The sequence below is a fragment of the Nonlabens marinus S1-08 genome (genome assembly GCF_000831385.1).
In the GTDB taxonomy this organism is placed as follows: Bacteria; Bacteroidota; Bacteroidia; order Flavobacteriales; family Flavobacteriaceae; genus Nonlabens; species Nonlabens marinus.
The window spans coordinates 2,464,009-2,480,621 of the sequence record NZ_AP014548.1; the positions used below are offsets into that span (position 1 = coordinate 2,464,009).

Consider the following 16,613-nt stretch of genomic DNA (forward strand, 5'->3'; position numbering starts at 1 on the left):
TCGCTTTCAGTTTACTATAAAAATAAATGTTTTAAAATATTGTAAGCTCCTTTCCTCAGAAGAGGAAAGGTGGATTACGAAATGGCGATAGCCATTCGTAAGACGGATAGGTTGAAGGTGTAAAAGTGCAACTCATTTATCTCTTATCTTTTAGTAATGAAACGTCGTCCTCAAATCCATGATCTCAAGCATCTTGAACCGTTCCGCAAACAGTTGAGAAAGAACTTAACGCCAGCGGAGGCTTATTTGTGGACTTATTTGCAAACTGGAAAACTGAACGGTTTAAAATTCAGACGCCAGCATTCTATCAAGAATTACATTGTAGATTTTTACTGCGCCAAACATAAACTTGTAATTGAATTGGACGGTAATCGTCATAATGAACCTGTGCAAAAAGAGAAAGACAACAATCGGGATTCAGATGTAGCAGCGCTGGGAATTAGCATTTTGAGATACGAGAATGAATATGTATTTGAGAAGTCACCACATATACTAAATGTCATTAAAAAACATTGTGGAATCGATTAGCATTTTTCAACCACTCTTGATTGCGTCGCCGTGCACGGCGAAGTCAATCTGTCCTCCCCCTTTTCTAAGGCGAGGAGCCGTTAACTACAATCTTTATTTTTCTCGCTTTCGCGAAAGCGAAAATTAAAAAAAACCTCTCCATAACGGAGAGGCTTTTACTTTATCATTAAACTGTTAGAACAATTTTACTTAAATATAGGGCAATGATCTGCTCCTATCTTTCATCTACTGGCGGCGGTGGAGTGCTACCACCACAAGCCGTCATATCTATCTGCATGAAAGTAGCCCAACTGCGTCCTGGGAAACCTGGTCCATGCCCCCAGGCAGTTTCATTCGCTCCTGCAGTGCTCGATACCACTGCATGTGCAGCTACACAAGTTTCTGCTGGAAGATTAGTGCTGTCAGCTGTATAAGTCACTACAGTGGTTCCGTCGCTGTGATTTGCACTGTATTCAAAATGACCAACTTTAGGGTTTCCTGAGCCAGTTGTAGGAATATCACCGGTACAATTACCTACAGACATGTGGGTTTCATCTAGGTTCCATCCCGGGATGGTAGTGTAAACGATGGAAACAACAGTCCCATCTACATAAACCTCTACCGTTCCTACTACTTCAGTTTGTCCTGCGATAAGGTCAGTAGATTGACAGAGTACTGCGGTAGGCGAAGTCGACTTTGCACCAAAAGCAGAGGAATTAATATTAAAGTCAATTTGTTGTGGGATAGGTTCACTATTTTCTTCAACAGAACACGCGGTAAACAATACTGCGCATAATAAAAGTGTAGATAGTATTCTCATGATCTAGGGTTTTTAGTTGATCGAAAAGTAATAAGAATCCGAAATAAATATCGTCAAATAGTATTTTTCATCGTTTAAATGATACTTGTTTTTCTATTTAATGCTTTTAGACTGTTAATAGGGTGTATTTGGTATCATTTATTAACTTTTCTCTATAAAACGGGTTGAACTATCTAGCGAGCACCTTTACATACTTTCAAAATATTAGTTAAGGTGACTTTATCATATGAATCGCATTAAAAAATCGTGCATAAAAAAAGCCTCTCAAGTGGAGAGGCTTTTCATTTAAACAAGGAATGACTTACGCCATCTCCTGATCTTTCTTACTTTTTCTGTACAAGTAATTATTAAAGATGTTACGTTTAGCAAATCGGTATCGGTTAGGCGCATTGATCAACTTTTGGAAAATAGGCTTTTGAACACCGAAGTATTCATAAGTACTTCCATCTGTAAAAGTGATTTCCAACACTTGACCTTTAAGATCAAAGTCTTCTATACCTGTATTTGTAGTAGTTTCTGTGTAAGCGTCCTTGTTCGCTTCCTTAGTTTCTGGAGCAATACTCACTAGGAAATGGTAACCATCAATGATTTGACGACTCATCACTTCCGCTTCTTCTTTTTTCTCATCTCCATCCTGAAATTTATCAGGATGCCACTCTTTAACTAGATTACGGTAGGACTTTTTCAGCTCCTTGAGATCGATTTCCTTCTCAACACTGAACATTTTTTTATACTGATTGATACGCTTCATAAATTCCTTTTTTCTAAGGCGGCGCAAAAGTAGGTATTCAAGCTTGAGATTCAGCACTTTATTTGCAATAAAATAAGTTAAAAATTATCTGGTAATCCCCTAACAATCAATTAGAAAAACTTCATGCTGTATTAGGACGTTTCGAGAATTATGATACCTTTAGATAGGACTTTAAGAACTTATTAGAACCATTAAACATCAAATGATACACCCACATACAGAAGTGAAATTTATTAGTAAAGAAATAGGCTATGGCGTCGTTGCTACTCAACTGATACCAGCAGGCACTATTACCTGGGTACTAGATGAACTGGACCGGGAATTTACGCCTGAACAGTTTGAAGCCATGGCACCACATTATCAGGAAATCTTAGAAACCTATACTTTTCGAAATAATAAAGGGAACATGATCCTGTGTTGGGATATAGGCAGGTTTGTAAATCACAGTTTTAAATCAAACTGCTTGACTACGGCTTATGATTTTGAAATTGCCGTCAGGGATATTCTACCTGGAGAACAACTAACAGATGATTATGGCTACTTGAATATTTCTGAACCTTTTGAGGCAGTGGAGGAAGGCACCAATAGAACAGTAGTTTACCCTGATGACCTTGTAAATTTTCATGCCATCTGGGATGATCAGATCGAAAAAGTTTTTGATAAAATACCTAAACTCGAACAACCCTTAAGACATTTAATAGAACCTAAACTCTGGAACAAAGTGAATGCTATCGTTTCAGGAGATCAGAAAATGGATTCTATATTGACCAACTATTTTGATCCTTCAAAACCTATTAATCATTAAAAACGTATGAACATCGCTTTCGCGAAAGCGAATACCACCCCATAATTTTTATTACATCAATTATGATTTGTACTAAGAAACTGTTTGCCTTTTCAATAGCTGTATTTCTTTTTGCTTCCTGTAAAAAACAAGATCCCGATTCTGTATCTCATGAATCGGGCACGTTTGAATTAGACAGTACAGAAGAATTTGAGGGTACGGTAGATGCCAGCATGTTCCTTGCAGAACTTCAAGGAACCTGGAAACGAGTGGATTATCCTTTCAGCACATTAGTCATTCAAGAAAGTACAGAAAAACTCATATCAGAAGGAATGGCTGAAGAGCCTAGCTTTATAGATTTTGAACTTTCTATGAATTGCAGGTATGCTGATGAAGCTCATGTTGAGTTAGAATCCAAGGAGTTTATTAAAATGACTCCCTTCTATGAAGCTTGTGAATTTATCAAGGTGAACAGAGACACCTAAGAAATAGCACCATTAGACCGTAGTTATAAAATCATGTATGCAAGACAATAAGTTTCTAAAACACATCTGGAAGAAGATTTCTATCGGGTTATTCGTAGTCTTTTATGGTTTTGCTGGAGTTTATCATTTCATAAGTCCTGAAACCTATTTACCGGTCATTCCAGACTGGTTGGGTGATCCTAAAATGATAAACATTCTCGCTGGAATGGCCGAAATTATTATTGCTACACTAGTGATCATTCCAGATACCAGAAAGCAAGCCGGATATTTGGCTATCGCTATGTTGCTCGCTTTCACGATTTCTCATATCTATTTTATCCAGTTGGGTCATTGTGCCGCTGACGTCTGCTTGGATCCATGGATTGGCTGGGTGCGATTGGTTGTAATTCACCCCTTGTTGATTTACTGGGCCTATCGAATCAGCAATTCTTAAATGATGTTCGCTTTCGCGAAAGCGAACTATTCTACAGAATCCTTAGTTTGAGGGTCACCTGATTTATTATCAAACAAGCGTTCCATCCTGTCAGAAACGTCCAGCGTACGAATGGGAAATGGTATCCTGATATTGTTGTCATTGAAGATATCATTAATCAATAGAATCGCTTCATGTTGTGCTTGATACATTTGACTTTTCTTGACAAAATCCACCCAAAACCGAACCATGAAATTGATAGAAAAATCTGAAAATTCTAAGAAGTAAAACTCAACGCGCTCGCCAGGTCTTTGTTCAAATTTACCGCTTATAGCCTCTCTAACCAGTTCTTCTACCTTGCGCAAGTCAGACCCATAAGCAATCCCACAACTTACTGTAATCCTCGATCTGGGCGCTAGGGAAAAATTGACAAATGGTTCTTCAACAAACTTAGAATTAGGCATGATGACATAATGATTGTCCGGTCTGCGCAGCACTAGATTGCGCAAGCTTATCTCGTGTACAAAACCGCCGTGACTGTCCGTTTCTATATAATCTCCTATTTTAATTTTAGGAAGAAAGGATAGCATAATTCCTGAAAAAGTGTTGCTTAAAGTTCCTTGTAAGGCTAGACCTATGGCTAGCGCCACCACCCCAGCCCCAGCAAGTAAGGATGTTAGAGCTTTATCAAGGTCCATAACACTTAAAGCCACAAAGAAGCCTATAAACAAAATACATGCAAATACCACCTTGATGATGATGCGACGTACAGACTGATTTCCCAAATACTTGCGGAATACGCGACGTAGTAAACTGGATGTCCCTTTAGCAATAAAATAAAAGACTACCATCACAAGAATGGCAACCGCAAGATTGGGCATTCGTAGAATGATGGCATCCCACCAGGTTTCCATTTTCAAGATCAGTTGTGACCACATGCTATCCGATTCTTGTATGGCTAAAAACATCATATTCATAATAAGTTGGTTTTAATTTACAATAAAGTGGAAAGTAATAAGGTGGCAACTACTAACAAGATCAAACTTAAGCCACCTCCTATTATCAAAAAGTGCCGGAATTTATAAATACCTGTTCCATAAATTAATGCGTTAGTTTGATAGCCCACAGGAGTAAAAAAGCTAAAGTTTGCTGCAAACATGACTGCAAGTATAAATGGCTTTAAGGGAAGCTCGAACCCTACAGCGACTGACATGGCAATAGGTGTCATAATAATGGCTGTGGCATTGTTTGATATTGTACCACTCATCAACATTGTGAATAGAAAAGTCAACCCTAAAACCATCATAGGAGTCTGGCCATCTAATATCGTAAGGAACTGGTTAGAAATCCATTGATCTGTTCCTGTATTGTTCATTGCTATACCTAGCGGTATCATACCAGCAAGCAAAAAAATGATCTGCCAATTCACTCGATGGTATATTTTCTCTAGAGAGATGCACTTCGTAAGCAGTAAAATACCGATTCCCGTAAGTGAGCTTGCAAGAATGGAGAGTACGCCACTACTGGCTAAACCAATTACTATTAATAGTGTGACAAGAGTGGTATACTTTTTAAGTAACGGAACAGATTTTTTCATCTCATGTTCGTTCAATATAGCCACATTCTCAATGCGCTCTAGATCATTAATTGATCCGTCTTGAAGTTCCAATAGTAGTCTATCGCCAGGTTTGATACGTATCTCGTTAATATCTTTCCTTATCAATCGTTCCTTAGTATTCCTGATGTTTTTACGTTTTTGAACAGCTAGAGGATACGCACCCTCTAAGGATGATTTTCGAATCTGGCGTAAGGTTTCCCCTATCAAATTAGATCCAGGTAAAATGAGCAATTCGATATATTTCATAGGAGATTCCTCTGCGAGGTCCTCATCCATTTCATCAGTGGATTGATTAGAATTGTCTTTTGCAGATTGCCTTGCTCGATGTAGAATCAGATCGTCTTTATTGATAAAATTCGCAATGACATCTACCTGTCCCATGATAACTAGTTCATCAGCTGCCATTAATTCAATATATTTCCCAGGGGCATTCACAACTTTCGCATCCCGAATCAGTTTGATGATGCTTACATCAGGGTTATCCTTAAGAATACTGTCAGACAATCTCTTGCCTATCAAGCTACTCTGATCAGATAGCGTGACGGTGAAAAGGTATTCCTGTACCCTATAAGTTCCTTCTAGGTCTAGTTTTTTTTCTTTAGGTAAGAATCTAGAAGCGACTGTCATGAAGACAATTCCAATAGCTAAAAAAACCAATCCAAAAAGAGTAAACTCGAAAAATCCTAGTTTCTCTGCTCCTAGATTTTGCGATACAGAACTCACAATAAGGTTTGTAGAGGTTCCCATCAACGTACAGCTACCACCCAGAATTCCTGCAAAAGAAATAGGCATCAACAACTTACTGGAAGAAAAATGAAATCGTGCTGCGAGCTGGGAGACAATCTTTATGAAGATGATGACGACAGCAGTAGTACTAATAAATGCTGAGATAGACGCACTTATGAACATGAAAGCAGGTGTGATCAAAATCAAGGGTAAAATGCTTACTTTTTTAATACCTTGAGTAAGCCATTCAATAACCCCATTGTCCTCAAGGCTTATCGCTATAATCATTAAGGAGAGCACCGTTATAGTAGCAGGATCAGCAAAACCACTGATCGCTTCTTCTGGCTTTGTAAGCCCTAGAAGTACCAGGCTAACAATAATTAGAAAAGCGATCTTATCAATAGGAAACCACTCCGTTAAAAAAAGCAAGATGGTCATGCCCAAGACCACAAACACTAAAATGATTTCTATATCCATAATCCAGCTAAAGAATGAAAATATTTTTTTTTGCTTTTGTACCTACTAAATAAAGCTTAAATTTTAAATGGGAAGATGAAAACTTAATTACCTTATCCTAAAAGGAGAATAGATTTTAATAATCATGCTTAAAAGAAAAGGATTTAGCAAACGCAAATACAGTTGGATGTATGCACTGATCATGGTAGCAGCCATATTGATACTATCCATAATTGCATTTCAATTAGGCTTGCGTCGTGAACTTTATATAAAGATTTTATACATCCCCATTCTGTTCTTTGGAATCATTTCTTTTACTCGGGATATCGTTTATAACTCGGTAAAGGAATTTAAGTTCAAAAAATTACTTTTCTATGCTATGCGCACCAGTGTTTTTACTTGCGTATTCCTTTATCCGTTGATCATGCTGTTTTTGATATATTTCTATTCTGACGGTGGAATGATCAAAATGAGGGAAACAGTAATGGGTGATGCAGGAGATTTGCGGGTATTATTGTCTTTAGAACTGGAAGTTTTTATCGTGTTATTCTTTTCATCTTTAGCCTCCGCTGGGATTTATTTGAACCGGCAGGAACATAAGGTTAAAATTTAATCCAATTTTGCTTTTTTTATTTCGCTTTCGCGAAAGCGAAAAGTAGAACAGTAAATCTTCAATATTTTGGATTCTAAGAATTACCAGATGCTTTTATATTAACCTCATAAAAAATCCCGTCCAGTTAATAACCGGACGGGATTTTTATTTCAATAGGCTTGAGGGTTTACAACACTTTAGCATTTTTAACCTTCTGCTTTGTAAGTGCCAGTTCCAAAACATTGCTCATATCACTCACATAATGAAAGGTCAAGCCTTTAAGGTAATCGGCTTTGATTTCTTCAATATCTCTGCGGTTTTGCTCACAAAGCAAGATCTCTTTAATCCGAGCTCTTTTTGCTGCAAGTATCTTTTCTTTGATTCCGCCTACAGGAAGTACTTTACCACGCAAGGTTATTTCACCTGTCATGGCAATGCTCTTTTTCACTTTGCGTTGTGTGAATAAGGACACTAAAGAGGTTAACATCGTGATTCCCGCACTTGGACCATCTTTAGGTGTTGCTCCTTCTGGTACGTGAATGTGTACGTTGTATTTATCAAAGGTTTCAGGGTTTATTCCTAATTCCTCTGCGTGTGCCTTGATGTATTCCATGGCAATGGTGGCACTTTCTTTCATCACCTTTCCTAAGTTACCGGTAATATTTAATTGACCTTTACCTTTACTTAGAATAGATTCTATAAACAAAATATCACCACCTACACGAGTCCAGGCTAATCCTGTAACGACACCCGCCACATCATTATTCTCATATTTATCCCTCATGCGCGGTGCGCCTAGAACCTCAATTACCGTCTCGTTAGTGACCTTAAGATCGTACGGATCTTCCATCGCAATGCTTTTAGCAGCGTAGCGCACCATTTTGGCAATCTGCTTATCCAGTGAACGTACCCCACTTTCTCTGGTGTAGCCTTCTACAATTTTTTCGATTTGAGGTTTAGCAAGTTTAAATTGGTCTTTTTGCATACCATGCTCTTTCAACTGCTTAGGAAGCAAGTGTCGTTTTCCTATTTCCACTTTCTCTTCAATGGTATAACCGGTGACATTGATAATCTCCATGCGGTCACGTAAGGCTGGCTGTATAGTTTGCAAGCTATTTGAAGTGGCTACAAACATTACCTTGCTCAAGTCAAAGCCCATTTCTAGAAAGTTGTCGTAGAAACTATTGTTTTGCTCGGGGTCTAACACTTCCAGCATTGCACTGGAGGGATCACCATTGTTAGAACTACTTAACTTATCAATCTCGTCTAATACAAAGACTGGGTTTGAGGTTTTAGCTTTTTTTATACTTTGAATAATCCTACCTGGCATCGCACCTATATATGTTTTACGGTGACCGCGTATTTCAGCTTCATCGCGCAATCCACCTAACGAAATTCGAACATATTCACGACCCAAAGCTTCTGCAATCGATTTTCCTAAGGAAGTTTTACCAACTCCCGGAGGTCCATACAGACAAAGAATTGGTGATTTCATATCGTTACGTAGTTTTAAAACTGCGAGGTATTCAATGATGCGCTTTTTAACATCATCCAGACCATAGTGATCGCGATCCAAAATCTTCATGGCTCGCTTCAAGTCAAAATTATCTTTAGAATACTCGTTCCATGGCAAGTCCAATATCAAATCAAGGTAATTACGCTGAATCGAGAATTCCGCTACTTGCGGATTCATACGCTGCATTTTAGCGAGCTCCTTTTCAAAGTGTTCCTTGACTTTATCGTCCCATTTTTTGGTTTTCGCACGCTGGCGCATTTCATCAATTTCTTGATGCGAGCTTACCCCTCCACCCAATTCTTCTTGAATGGTTTTCATTTGTTGGTGTAAGAAATATTCGCGTTGTTGCTTGTTAATATCCGTTTGTACTCTGGATTGAATATCGTTTTTCAACTCCAGTTTTTGACGTTCCACATTCATGAACTTCAAGGTCTCTAACGCCCTATCTTTCAAATCATTAATCTCTAGCAAATTCTGCTTGTCTTCTACTTTCAAATTCATGTTAGAAGACACAAAATTTACTAAGAAACTATTCGACTCAATATTCTTGATTGCAAAGCTAGCCTCACTAGGGATGTTCGGGCTTTCCTTAATTATCTCAAGAGAAAGCTCCTTAATCTTTTCAATGATCGCATTAAATTCTTCGTTTTCAGCTGCAGGTCTCGCCTCTACTACAGATTTTGTAGTAGCCTTCAAATAAGGCTCCGTCTCCACGATATTATCGATTTCAAAGCGCTTTTTACCTTGAATGATGACAGTGGTATTCCCATCAGGCATCTTGAACACTTTTAAAATACGGGCTACCACACCAGTGGTATGAAGATCTTCTTGACCAGGATCTTCAACTGATTCGTCTTTCTGTGCAACAACACCTATTGCCTCATTGTTTTTATTGGCTTCTTGAAGTAATTTGATAGATTGATCCCTTCCAGCTGTGATAGGAATTACTACTCCTGGAAAAAGTACCATATTGCGCAATGGCAAGATGGCCAGGGTTTCTGGAACGGCTTCCGCATTCATTTCCTCCTCGTCCTTAGAGCTTAAAAGCGGTATAAATTCCGCATCCTGATCAAATTCCTGTTGTGACATAATGTCTATTTGAAACTTCTTTGGTTTGAACATATCTTTTCAAGTCGCCACAATGGCAGTGCATTGCGGCTTATTTATGTAATTAATTACAAGCTTTTTATGGAGTTTTGAGGGAATTCGCTTTCGCGAAAGCGAACTGACCCAACATCAATATCCTATTTTCCAGATATTTACTACTATAAATCAGATTGCAAAACTGGATTCTATGAACCCTTTAAGCTTGATACTCCTTATTATTTTTCAAATTCAATGCCAGTGACTGTAACATCCTTTTGAATATTGCATCTTTAGCACAGAAACACTAACCAAGTGAACCTAACCAACACAGATAACGATGTCTTTGACCTATGTGAGAAAGGCGACCGGAGGGCCCAAATGCGAGTCTATAACGATTATGCAAAGGGAATGTATCACGTAGCATTAAGAATTGTTGATGATACCGCACAGGCAGAAGATATCATGCAAGAAAGTATGATTACGGCATTTTCAAAAATCAGACAATGGAATCGGGAAGCTACTTTTGGCAGCTGGCTCAAACGCATTGTGGTCAACAACAGCTTGACGCACCTGCGCAAATGCAGCAAAATGCCCCTTACCTCATTTGAAGAGCATTTTGAGCCAGTAGAAGAAACGGGTGAAGTTTTTATGGAAGATGCAGGATGGACGGCTCAACGAGTCTTGAAAGCCATGAAAGAATTAAAAGAAAATTACAGACAAGTGTTGACGCTTTCTCTAGTAGAAGGTATGGATAATGAAGAGATCGCAGAAATTATGGGGATATCTCATGGCATGTGCCGCACAACGATTTCTCGTGCAAAATCAAGTTTAAGAAGCAAACTACAGACGTTATGAAAGATGCAATGAAAGAATGGTTTGACCAGCAAGAGTTTGATAGAGAACAATTGCCTGAAGGTCATGAAGAGCGTTTTCTAGCAAGGCTGGAAACTGCCTGTGAAGAACAAAAGCAAGAGAACAGGATTCCAAATAGGAAGTCTAACGGTCGTGTGATCACCATGCCGTCTATCCTCAAATGGTCTGCGGCTGCTGTGATAGCGATACTTATAGGATCTGCTAGTTTTTACATAGGACAATCACAATCCTACGAACTCAAATCTGTTTCTCCAGCGATGGCCAAAGCACAGAGCAATTATGTAGAAGTGATCGATCAACAGTTAGCGGCACTGAACCAGCTGCAATCGCCAGCCACAGAGCGAATCATCGCTGATGCTAAAGCTAAACTGCTGAAACTTGAAACTGATTATTCAAAAATCAAGGCAGACTTCAAGACTAATGGGGATAACCCTGCTGTGATCGACGCCATGATTCAAAATTTTAAAACTAGAATTCTATTGCTAGAGGACGCTCGAGCGCAAATCAATGCCCAACAAGATCAACTTAAAAAACAACAACATGAAATACTTTAATTTAATCATAGCGCTGCTCTTGTGCAGCAGTTGGATCGCCACGGCTGGTCCAGCGGATAAATACAAAAAGACCAAACGCATCAATAAAACCTACAACGTCAATAGTGATGTATTAGTAGATATCGAGAACAGCTTCGGCGATGTAACTTTTGAATTATGGAATCAGAATTCTGTAAGCATTGAGGTTGTGGTTGAAGTAAGTGGAAATAATGAAGAAAGTGTAAACGATCGTTTACGCATGATTGATGTGCAGTTTAGTGCTTCCTCGTCTAAGGTTTCTGCAGAAAGTGAGATACCTAATGAGAACACTTCTTTTTTTGGCCTATTCGGTAGTGGTAGTAAAACAAATACTCATGTGGATTATGTGGTTAAAATGCCTATGAATTCAGCGGTAGATGTGGAGAACGATTATGGTGCTGTGATCATTAAAAAGATGAATGGTCCATTGACCTTAAGCTGTGATTTTGGACGCTTGCAAATAGGACAATTATTGAATAGAGAAAATGAGTTGTCATTTGACTATACGGAGAACTCCAACATCGACTACATGAAAGCAGGAACTATTAAGGCAGACTTCAGCAAGTTCCACCTCTATGGTGCAGATCAGGTAAATTTTAGTGGAGATTACACGACCGCAAGATTCGGTCCAGCAAAGCAATTGAAATATAACTCAGACTTCTCTACTATAAAAATTGAGAATGCAGGTACCATTGATGGTCGTGGAGATTATTCTACCGTTACCATCGAGAAATTTGAAAACAGTGCTGACTTAAAGGCCAGTTTTGGTAAAATGACAGTTAATGATTTGGCTAGTGGTTTCAAATCGTTAACTATTAAATCAGACTACACCACGGTTCAGGTAAAATATACTGGCAATGTTCCTTATGATTACGAAATAAGTACAGAATTCGGATCCCTCAAATTAGGTAGCGGATTGAACACCGTTGATTCCCGAAAAGAGTCCACAGAGTCCTATAAACAAGGTTATAACGTTACAGGTAATTCTGGAAGCCGTGTGGAAATTAACAGCAGCTTCGGCAGCGTGACTTTAAAATCAAACAACTAAAAACAAATAATTATGAAAAATCTATTCTTTACAGTTTTAGCGGTCTTTGCTTTTCAAATGACTAACGCACAATGGTTCGGTGGTAAAAAAGTAACTGGTAACGGCAACGTGGTTACGCAAAATTTTAAAACCTCAGATTATGAAGGTGTTAAAGTCGCTGGTTCCATGGATGTTGAGTTGATCAGTGGTAAAGAAGGGGACATACTTGTCGAGGCAGAATCTAACGTGATGGAATACTTAGAAATTGAGGTAAAAGGAAATAGACTTGAAATAGGTCTTAAGAATGACATCAATTTCAACACTCGTAAAGGCATCAAAATATATGTACCTGTTGAACAAATCGATGAAGTTAGCCTGGCAGGAAGCGGTGACATCTATAGTAATTTAACTTTAAAATCTGAACGTATGACTATCTCAGTAGCTGGTAGTGGCGACATCAAGTTAAAATCAGAATCAAAACGACTGAAATTGAATGTGGCAGGCAGCGGTGATTTGAAAATGTCCGGACGTACAGAAAACTTAGAAGCAAGTGTGGCTGGAAGCGGTGACATCAGCGCCTACGATTTAAAGGCTAATAATGTAAAAGCGAGTATCGCTGGAAGCGGCGATGTGGCAGTATTCTGTAATGGAGGTACGATGACAGCAAGTATTGTGGGTTCTGGTGACTTACGCTACAAAGGTGAAACCAGCAACATTAAGAAAACAGTAATGGGTAGCGGAGATATTACTAAGATGTAGAATAGTTCGCTTTCGCGAAAGCGAATTCTCTATAACCCATAACTCCCAAAAGAGGAATATCTCTTTTGGGAGTTATTGTTTTAAAAAAGTACGACTAAGTCGTAATGAACCTAGAAAGTCGAGGAACCAATTGAAGTTAGATATTTAACCTAATTTCGCAGCCTTTTACTGAGTACCCACCCATGTCCAAATTACCTCCCCAGCACAAATTTCTTGATTTATCAGACTATGGACGCAGTGGTGGACAATGGATCGCTAGGAGTTTACAGGAAACCCGCTTCACTCCTATTCACGTAACCTTGCTTTTTGTAGTCAGTGGATTGATTGCTATCTATTGTATCTGGCACGGGTATTATGTTCAAGCCGCATTTTTTTTAATTTTAAAATCGATTATTGATGCTGCTGACGGTGAATTAGCGCGGCTTAAAAAGACACCCTCTTATGTGGGTCGTTATCTGGATTCCATATCTGACTTATTGCTGAATTTACTGTTGTTGCTGGTCGTTATGCAAGTAACTAATGAAAGTTTTTTATGGACGCTACTTGCTTTTATAGGCTTACAGTTGCAAGGAACTTTGTACAATTATTATTATGTGATTTTACGAACTAATGTAGATGGCGATATCACCAGTCGTGTAAGAGAGAACACAATGCCGCTAGCCTTACCAGGAGAAAGTCAAGCGGCGGTTAACTTTTTCTTTCGTTTGTACTCTGCACTTTATGGGGGCTTTGATTTTATAATCTATCAATTGGATAAAAATGCAAGTGATTCAAAACCATTCCCTGGCTGGTTCATGACATTACTTTCCATCTACGGTCTAGGGTTTCAACTGCTCATCATCGCTTTGTTGCTTCTGCTCGATCTTCCTGAATTGATTATACCTGTGATCATAGCAATGACTGCTTTAATTGCAGTATTTATAACAATACGTAAGATGTTATTGAAATAACGTTCAAGTAATCAATCAGTGCTGGAGCTGACAGCCAAAGTCTTGAGCTTGGGAACTCTTAGGAGCAATAGTATTCCAATTACAAAGAATACCACCAGAAATAGGATGCTACCACGCATGGAGCCTGTAATCTCGCCTACCACGGCAAACAGAAACATACCTATTACAATCCCAATTTTCTCTGCCACATCAAAAAAACTGAAGAAAGAAGCAGTGTCTAAACTGCCTTCTGGAATCATTTTAGAATACGTACTTCTGGAAAGCGATTGGATGGAACCCATTACAAAGCCTACAAAACCTGCCGTAATATAAAATTGCATAGGAGTGGTCACAAAGTAACCATACACACATACCGTTGCCCAGATGATGTTAATACCTATCAGCACATTGATGTTTCCATGCTTTCGCGAAAGCGAACTAGCGACATATGCACCTACTATGGCTACCAATTGAATCAATAGAATAGAAATGATCAAACCTGTGGTTGCACCACCTTCTCCCCATTCCACTTCTTCAGTTCCGAAATAGGTTGCGACCAGCATGACGGTTTGTACGGCCATGCTGTAAATGAAAAATGCTGCGAGGTAGCGTTTCATCTGCCTATTCTCACCTAGTTGTTTCCATATTTTTTGAAGTTCCAGAAAACCATTCGTAAATATGTTTTTGACATCACTACGGTCTTTTCGGGTTCCCATAGGTAAGTACGAATACGTATACTGGGCAAAGCCTATCCACCAAACACCAACCAAAACAAAAGAAATTTGAGTGGGTAGTTTCTCGCTTTCAAAAAAACCACCTTGAATTAAAATAAGACAAATAATTAATAATATCACGCTGCCTATATAACCCATCGTAAAACCGTGAGCACTGACTTTATCTTGCTGCTCAGGAAATGCGACATCAGGCAAATAAGAGTTGTAAAAAACTAAGGAACCCCAAAACCCCACTAGGGCTAATAGATACACCGCAAGACTGATCCACAAATAGTCAAAGCTGAAAAATGCTAATCCTATGCTACAAGTCCCCCCTAAATAACAAAAGAACTGTAGAAAACGCTTCTTCTTACCAGAATAATCGGCTACCCCAGAAAGTATGGGTGATATAATGCTTACAATCAAAAAGGCAATTGCTGTTGTAATAATGATAATTGTCTCATTATTCATTCCTTGAATGGCATCAGGCACATTACCAGTTTCAAAGGCGTTTTTACTAATGGCGCTGTAATATATAGGGAAAACAGCACTAGCTATTACTAATGAATAAACGGAGTTTGCCCAATCATAGAACGCCCATGCATTCAATAATTTTTTGTGGCCTTTGGGGTAAGTTTTTTGCATAAAAAAGGGTTCTACTAGAACCCTTTAAAAGTATACTTTTTGAAATGACTATTTAAATGAAGTCACTCCGTATTTTTTTGCTTCAGCTTTAGCAATTGGAGCTAACCTTTCGAGATTGGCAATACGCGTCTGGTTGGACGGGTGCGTACTCAAAAATTCTGGTGGTGCTTGACCGCCACGAGCAGCCATTCTTTTCCACAATTCCGCTCCTTCGTCTGGATTATATCCAGCGATAGCAGTTAGAATCAAACCAATTTTATCAGCTTCATTCTCGTGTGCTCTAGAAAAAGGTAAAATTCCTAAAGTTGTACTTCCTAAACCATAAGCTTGATTCAAAATTTGCTGGGTTTCTTGGCTTGCGCCGCTTACGACTCCGCCTACTGCGAGACCTACTTGACCTAATGCCTGCAATTGTCCAGCGCGCATGCGTTGTCCACCGTGATTTGCTAATGCATGAGCTACTTCATGGCCCATCACAACAGCTACTCCTGTTTCTGTTTGAGTAATTGGTAGAATCCCGGTGTAGAAAGCGATTTTACCACCTGGCATTGCCCAAGCATTTACTTGATCGTCATTGATCAGACTGTACTCCCATTCATATCCATTTAAATATTCTGGGTGTCCTAAAGCGTTCAACCATTTTTGAGAGGCATTTTTGATATTTTGACCTACATTAGTAATCATTCTTGATTCAGCCGTACCAGTTACCACCTTACTTTCTTCTAGTACCTGATTGTACTGTGCAAATGCAGCAGGGAAAACCTGATCGTTTGCAACTGGTTTTAATGTACGTTCTCCTGTGAACACGTTAGTTGCACAAGACAGCACCACTAAAGAAGCTGCAAGTAATGATAAGCGAGTGATTTTCATTTTCATTTAATTAATTGTTGAATTTTTTTAATGTCGATTCCGTGATGACTTTCGGTATGAATAACGAGTCCATCCTTAAGAACAATGACTTGTGGTGACTGATGTGTGACATTTAATTCACTAGCAATCGCGTTGCTGACATCTCTATATTGAATAAGATCCAGTAAATAATACGTTACCTCTTGATCTTTCTTCTCATAGTTACGTTCAAAACTGTTTAACGCCATTCTTGAAATACCACATCTGGTACTGTGTTTAAATATGACCTTAGTTTTAATTTTAGAATTTTTGATCAAACTGTGCAGTTGGTCAATGGATTCTAGATTCTCCCAAGCGATGCCTTGAATCTCTTCTTTGGCAACATCACGTTGAGATTTAAATAATTTGTCCATTAAGCCCATATAAGTTTCTTTTTAAACAATTCAAATATAATTCTATGCTAGAGTTAAAAGTGCTAATACTATAATAATAT

18 protein-coding genes are annotated in these 16,613 nt (G+C 38.7%); 10 read left to right on the plus strand and 8 right to left on the minus strand.

From position 1 onward, the window contains the following. The first annotated feature begins 156 nt into the window (after positions 1-156). Positions 157-528, plus strand: a complete 372-nt coding sequence (locus tag NMS_RS11320; protein ID WP_041496864.1) for an endonuclease domain-containing protein — start codon at positions 157-159, stop codon at positions 526-528. A 214-nt stretch (positions 529-742) separates the two neighbouring features. On the opposite strand, the gene NMS_RS11325 is transcribed toward NMS_RS11320, so the two are convergent. After that, positions 743-1,327, minus strand: coding sequence for a hypothetical protein (locus NMS_RS11325; RefSeq protein ID WP_041496866.1), 585 nt, complete (start codon positions 1,325-1,327; stop codon positions 743-745). A 301-nt stretch (positions 1,328-1,628) separates the two neighbouring features. Next, positions 1,629-2,078 (minus strand): KTSC domain-containing protein, encoded by a 450-nt coding sequence (locus NMS_RS11330; RefSeq protein WP_041496867.1) that lies wholly within the window; start codon positions 2,076-2,078, stop codon positions 1,629-1,631. Between the two features lie 202 nt (positions 2,079-2,280). Here NMS_RS11330 and NMS_RS11335 point away from each other — a divergent pair, with 202 nt between their 5' ends. The 3 genes from NMS_RS11335 (at position 2,281) to NMS_RS11345 (ending at position 3,780) form a co-directional block, all read left to right on the plus strand. Then, the gene (locus NMS_RS11335; protein ID WP_041496868.1) at positions 2,281-2,883 is read left to right on the plus strand and encodes an SET domain-containing protein; all 603 of its coding nucleotides are present in this window, start codon (positions 2,281-2,283) and stop codon (positions 2,881-2,883) included. A gap of 62 nt (positions 2,884-2,945) precedes the next feature. Continuing rightward, positions 2,946-3,347 (plus strand): hypothetical protein, encoded by a 402-nt coding sequence (locus tag NMS_RS11340; protein WP_041496870.1) that lies wholly within the window; start codon positions 2,946-2,948, stop codon positions 3,345-3,347. Between the two features lie 37 nt (positions 3,348-3,384). Continuing rightward, positions 3,385-3,780, plus strand: coding sequence for a DoxX family protein (locus tag NMS_RS11345; RefSeq protein WP_041496871.1), 396 nt, complete (start codon positions 3,385-3,387; stop codon positions 3,778-3,780). A 26-nt stretch (positions 3,781-3,806) separates the two neighbouring features. Here NMS_RS11345 and NMS_RS11350 read toward each other — a convergent pair whose 3' ends face one another. Both NMS_RS11350 and NMS_RS11355 read right to left on the minus strand, forming a co-directional pair. Beyond that, positions 3,807-4,736 carry a mechanosensitive ion channel family protein gene (locus NMS_RS11350; protein ID WP_041496872.1) on the minus strand — a complete coding sequence of 310 codons (930 nt, stop codon included), beginning with the start codon at positions 4,734-4,736 and terminating at the stop codon, positions 3,807-3,809. A 17-nt stretch (positions 4,737-4,753) separates the two neighbouring features. Next, positions 4,754-6,580: an SLC13 family permease gene (locus NMS_RS11355; protein ID WP_041496874.1), complete on the minus strand. Its 1,827-nt coding sequence runs from the start codon at positions 6,578-6,580 to the stop codon at positions 4,754-4,756. Positions 6,581-6,704: 124 nt separating this feature from the next. Between NMS_RS11355 and NMS_RS11360 the strand changes: the two genes are divergently transcribed. After that, on the plus strand, positions 6,705-7,172 hold the full coding sequence (locus tag NMS_RS11360) for a hypothetical protein (RefSeq protein ID WP_041496875.1): 468 nt from the start codon (positions 6,705-6,707) through the stop codon (positions 7,170-7,172). A gap of 166 nt (positions 7,173-7,338) precedes the next feature. Here the strand turns inward: NMS_RS11360 and lon are convergent, their stop codons facing one another. Then, positions 7,339-9,789 carry an endopeptidase La gene (gene lon, locus NMS_RS11365; RefSeq protein ID WP_041496877.1) on the minus strand — a complete coding sequence of 817 codons (2,451 nt, stop codon included), beginning with the start codon at positions 9,787-9,789 and terminating at the stop codon, positions 7,339-7,341. Positions 9,790-10,065: 276 nt separating this feature from the next. Here lon and NMS_RS11370 point away from each other — a divergent pair, with 276 nt between their 5' ends. The 5 genes from NMS_RS11370 to NMS_RS11390 all read left to right on the plus strand — a co-directional run bounded on the left by NMS_RS11370 (position 10,066) and on the right by NMS_RS11390 (position 13,934). After that, complete coding sequence (locus NMS_RS11370; protein ID WP_231862389.1) at positions 10,066-10,608, plus strand: RNA polymerase sigma factor; 543 nt, start codon at positions 10,066-10,068, stop codon at positions 10,606-10,608. Beyond that, positions 10,605-11,180, plus strand: coding sequence for a hypothetical protein (locus tag NMS_RS11375; protein ID WP_041496880.1), 576 nt, complete (start codon positions 10,605-10,607; stop codon positions 11,178-11,180). The genes NMS_RS11370 and NMS_RS11375 overlap by 4 nt, the downstream gene beginning before the upstream one ends. After that, complete coding sequence (locus tag NMS_RS11380) at positions 11,167-12,246, plus strand: DUF4097 family beta strand repeat-containing protein (protein ID WP_041497689.1); 1,080 nt, start codon at positions 11,167-11,169, stop codon at positions 12,244-12,246. Before NMS_RS11375 ends, NMS_RS11380 begins: the two co-directional genes overlap by 14 nt. Before the next feature lie 12 nt (positions 12,247-12,258). Further along, a complete protein-coding gene (locus tag NMS_RS11385) occupies positions 12,259-12,984 on the plus strand; it encodes a head GIN domain-containing protein (RefSeq protein WP_041496881.1) in 726 nt (241 codons plus the stop codon). 182 nt (positions 12,985-13,166) lie between these two features. Beyond that, complete coding sequence (locus NMS_RS11390) at positions 13,167-13,934, plus strand: CDP-alcohol phosphatidyltransferase family protein (RefSeq protein WP_041496883.1); 768 nt, start codon at positions 13,167-13,169, stop codon at positions 13,932-13,934. An 11-nt stretch (positions 13,935-13,945) separates the two neighbouring features. Here NMS_RS11390 and NMS_RS11395 read toward each other — a convergent pair whose 3' ends face one another. From NMS_RS11395 to ytxJ, 3 genes are read right to left on the minus strand one after another with little or no spacing between them, the layout of a single operon-like run. Then, positions 13,946-15,271, minus strand: a complete 1,326-nt coding sequence (locus tag NMS_RS11395; protein ID WP_041496884.1) for an MFS transporter — start codon at positions 15,269-15,271, stop codon at positions 13,946-13,948. Positions 15,272-15,319: 48 nt separating this feature from the next. After that, a complete protein-coding gene (locus tag NMS_RS11400) occupies positions 15,320-16,147 on the minus strand; it encodes a M48 family metallopeptidase (protein ID WP_394330689.1) in 828 nt (275 codons plus the stop codon). After that, positions 16,144-16,533 carry a bacillithiol system redox-active protein YtxJ gene (gene ytxJ, locus NMS_RS11405; protein WP_231862390.1) on the minus strand — a complete coding sequence of 130 codons (390 nt, stop codon included), beginning with the start codon at positions 16,531-16,533 and terminating at the stop codon, positions 16,144-16,146. Before ytxJ ends, NMS_RS11400 begins: the two co-directional genes overlap by 4 nt. Positions 16,534-16,613 lie beyond the last annotated feature (80 nt).

What these genes read in the sequence shown, in the direction of transcription:
- NMS_RS11320 (WP_041496864.1), top strand. Translation starts at nt 157, where the DNA reads ATGAAACGTCGTCCTCAAATCCATGATCTCAAGCATCTTGAACCGTTC.
- NMS_RS11325 (WP_041496866.1), bottom strand. Translation starts at nt 1,327, where the DNA reads ATGAGAATACTATCTACACTTTTATTATGCGCAGTATTGTTTACCGCG.
- NMS_RS11330 (WP_041496867.1), bottom strand. Translation starts at nt 2,078, where the DNA reads ATGAAGCGTATCAATCAGTATAAAAAAATGTTCAGTGTTGAGAAGGAA.
- NMS_RS11335 (WP_041496868.1), top strand. Translation starts at nt 2,281, where the DNA reads ATGATACACCCACATACAGAAGTGAAATTTATTAGTAAAGAAATAGGC.
- NMS_RS11340 (WP_041496870.1), top strand. Translation starts at nt 2,946, where the DNA reads ATGATTTGTACTAAGAAACTGTTTGCCTTTTCAATAGCTGTATTTCTT.
- NMS_RS11345 (WP_041496871.1), top strand. Translation starts at nt 3,385, where the DNA reads ATGCAAGACAATAAGTTTCTAAAACACATCTGGAAGAAGATTTCTATC.
- NMS_RS11350 (WP_041496872.1), bottom strand. Translation starts at nt 4,736, where the DNA reads ATGAATATGATGTTTTTAGCCATACAAGAATCGGATAGCATGTGGTCA.
- NMS_RS11355 (WP_041496874.1), bottom strand. Translation starts at nt 6,580, where the DNA reads ATGGATATAGAAATCATTTTAGTGTTTGTGGTCTTGGGCATGACCATC.
- NMS_RS11360 (WP_041496875.1), top strand. Translation starts at nt 6,705, where the DNA reads ATGCTTAAAAGAAAAGGATTTAGCAAACGCAAATACAGTTGGATGTAT.
- lon (WP_041496877.1), bottom strand. Translation starts at nt 9,789, where the DNA reads ATGTTCAAACCAAAGAAGTTTCAAATAGACATTATGTCACAACAGGAA.
- NMS_RS11375 (WP_041496880.1), top strand. Translation starts at nt 10,605, where the DNA reads ATGAAAGATGCAATGAAAGAATGGTTTGACCAGCAAGAGTTTGATAGA.
- NMS_RS11380 (WP_041497689.1), top strand. Translation starts at nt 11,167, where the DNA reads ATGAAATACTTTAATTTAATCATAGCGCTGCTCTTGTGCAGCAGTTGG.
- NMS_RS11385 (WP_041496881.1), top strand. Translation starts at nt 12,259, where the DNA reads ATGAAAAATCTATTCTTTACAGTTTTAGCGGTCTTTGCTTTTCAAATG.
- NMS_RS11390 (WP_041496883.1), top strand. Translation starts at nt 13,167, where the DNA reads ATGTCCAAATTACCTCCCCAGCACAAATTTCTTGATTTATCAGACTAT.
- NMS_RS11395 (WP_041496884.1), bottom strand. Translation starts at nt 15,271, where the DNA reads ATGCAAAAAACTTACCCCAAAGGCCACAAAAAATTATTGAATGCATGG.
- NMS_RS11400 (WP_394330689.1), bottom strand. Translation starts at nt 16,147, where the DNA reads ATGAAAATGAAAATCACTCGCTTATCATTACTTGCAGCTTCTTTAGTG.
- ytxJ (WP_231862390.1), bottom strand. Translation starts at nt 16,533, where the DNA reads ATGGACAAATTATTTAAATCTCAACGTGATGTTGCCAAAGAAGAGATT.